The organism is Holdemanella sp. MSK.7.32 (genome assembly GCF_024460475.1).
Classification (GTDB): domain Bacteria; phylum Bacillota_I; class Bacilli_A; order Erysipelotrichales; family Erysipelotrichaceae; genus Holdemanella.
Genome location: NZ_JANFYN010000091.1, coordinates 1 through 2,621 on the forward strand (window position 1 = coordinate 1; position 2,621 = coordinate 2,621).

Sequence of the window (2,621 nt, forward strand, 5' to 3'; positions counted from 1 at the left end):
TGAATATAACGGATGGGCAAGCCCATCCAATACGGTAAAATAAGTCCAGTTGATACGGTGACGAAGTCCATTGAATCCGTTGTATAAGTCCACACCTATATTGTAGATATAAACTATCATCCTCCTGTTGTAAGATAAAAACAGGTAAGTAAGTATACTTATCTAGTCTTGCGATTAGGAGGTGTTTTTTTATGCGAGATGTTAAAAAAGTTTTGGAAATGAGATCACAAAACTATAGTCAGCGACAGATTTCTGTATCTCTTAAAATTTCAAGGGATACAATAAGAAAAATTTTTAATGTAGCTGATGACAAGAAAGTGTGTTGGTCATCTGTTAAAGATCTCAGTGAATCAGATGTCCAAAATTTATTATTTGAACAGGAGACGAAAATCAATTTATCCATTAAGCAACCTGATTTTGATTACATCCATAAGGAACTGTTAAAGCCAGGAACCACAATCAAACTGCTATGGGAAGAATATGTTGATGATTGTCGGTCAATCAAGAGTCCTTTTTACCAGTATAGCTACTTTTGCGAACGATATCGTGATTACGTTAAAAAGCATAATCTTACGATGCATATCAATCATAAACCGGGTGATAAAATGATGGTTGATTGGAATGGCACCCGTATGTATGTGTATGATCGTTACACAGGAGAAGCAATCCCTGCATATTTATTCGAGGCAACATTACCATTTAGTATGTACAGTTATGTTCAAGCATGTCCAAGCATGAAAATCAATGATTGGGTCGATTGCCATATCCAGGCTTACCGTTATTTTGGCGGAGTTACAAGACTTCTGATTCCAGACAATCTAAAAGTAGGAATTATCCAAAACAAGAAATATGAGGATCCAATATTAAACAAATCATATCAGGAAATGGCAGACTATTATGATACAACTATTATTCCAACAAGAGTGCGTAAGCCTAAAGATAAGGCAGCTGTTGAAGGCGCGGTTGGAGATTGTACAGTAGCCATTGTCGGTAAACTTAGAAACAGGAAATTCTTTTCGTTTGAGGACCTAAACAAAGCAATTATCAAAGAATTGGACAATTTCAATAACAGACCTTTTCAGAAAAAGGAAGGTTCCAGAAAAAGCGTATATTTAGACGAAGAACTTCCGTTTATGAAAGCTCTGCCTGAACAGCCATTTGAGTTGAGTGTATGGAAACGAGCTAAAGTTCAATTAAATTATCATATTTCGATAGAAAAAATGAATTATTCTGTGCCATATGAATACGTTGGAAATTATGTAGATGTAAAAGTCACAAAAAGAACTGTAACTGTATATTATAAAATGAATCAAATTTGTACCCATGATCGATTATATGGTCGTATCAATCAATACTCAACAAATGAAAGTCATATGCCGGAGAATCACCAAAAATTTCAATGGAACAAAGACCGTTTTATGAAGTGGGCTGCCTCTATTGGAGACAATACTTCGATTTTAGTTTCCAAACTGTTTGATCGTTATAAAGTTGAAGAACAAGCTTATAAAGGTTGTATGTCATTGTTGAAACTATCAGATAAATATGGAAAAACCAGACTGGAAAATGCGTGTCAATTGGCGTTGGATCACATCAGTCAGCCTGGCTATAAAAATATTAAGATGATATTACAGTCAAATCAAGATTTGAAAGATAAAAATGATAATGTACAAAGTGAATGTGATATGCATGCCTTTGTGCGAGGAAAAGACTATTACGGAGGCAGGAACAATGGATAAGAGTGAATTGATAGAAAAATTGAAGAAAATGAGATTACCAGTTATTGCAGAACAATATGAATTACAAAGTGCAAACCCAGAATACAGTCAATTATCATTCGATGAACGGTTCAGCGAATTAATTGATATGGAATATGATAGTCGAGTAAATCATACAATAGAAAGATTTATCAAGAATGCACATTTTTATGATTCTACAGCAAGTATGGAATCAATTAATTATAATCCAGACAGAAAACTCGATCGCTCGCAAATGGAGGAATTGTCTACAAACAATTATATAAACAACGGTTTAAATGTAATTTTTGTAGGGGCATCCGGCTGTGGTAAAACATGGTTATCAAACGCTTTGGGGATCCATGCCTGTAGAGATAGAAAAACAGTTTTATATATTCGATTACCAGAACTATTCTCAAAATTTGAAGAAATGAGGATTCAAGGAAAATATAATGAATATCTAAAAAAACTAGGAAAGTATGATTTAATGATACTAGATGAATTCTTATTAAAATCGACAAGTGAATCAGAAAGAAGTGACCTACTTGAATTGATGGAAATAAGGTGTAATAAGAAATCAACAATATTCTGTAGTCAATATTCATTTGATGGTTGGCATCAATTATTAAATGGAGGACCTATAGCGGATGCGATATTAGATAGGATAATTAATTCATCTTATTTGATTACATTACATGGAAAATCATTAAGAGAAACATACTCTAAATTAAAAGATAAGAAATAACCAAAAAACACGGTTGATTTAATTTGACCGTGTTTTTTAGTGGACTTGTATTACGTATTAAGATTTAAAAAAGATGGACTTCTTTAACGGATTATGTGGACTTCTGTAGCATATTGCATGGACTTCAGATAGCGGAATACTCA

2 protein-coding genes are annotated in these 2,621 nt (G+C 33.4%); both read left to right on the forward strand.

Features of this window, described 5'->3' with window-relative positions; translation table 11 throughout:
- Positions 1 to 191: 191 nt before the first annotated feature.
- Positions 192 to 1,736 (forward strand): IS21 family transposase, encoded by a 1,545-nt coding sequence (gene istA, locus NE544_RS11850; RefSeq protein WP_256269478.1) that lies wholly within the window; start codon positions 192 to 194, stop codon positions 1,734 to 1,736.
- A complete protein-coding gene (gene istB / locus NE544_RS11855; protein WP_256269479.1) occupies positions 1,729 to 2,478 on the forward strand; it encodes an IS21-like element helper ATPase IstB in 750 nt (249 codons plus the stop codon). The genes istA and istB overlap by 8 nt, the downstream gene beginning before the upstream one ends.
- Positions 2,479 to 2,621 lie beyond the last annotated feature (143 nt).

Bases quoted from the DNA above. Each gene is read 5' to 3' on its own strand.
- istA (WP_256269478.1), top strand. From the start codon at position 192: ATGCGAGATGTTAAAAAAGTTTTGGAAATGAGATCACAAAACTATAGT.
- istB (WP_256269479.1), top strand. From the start codon at position 1,729: ATGGATAAGAGTGAATTGATAGAAAAATTGAAGAAAATGAGATTACCA.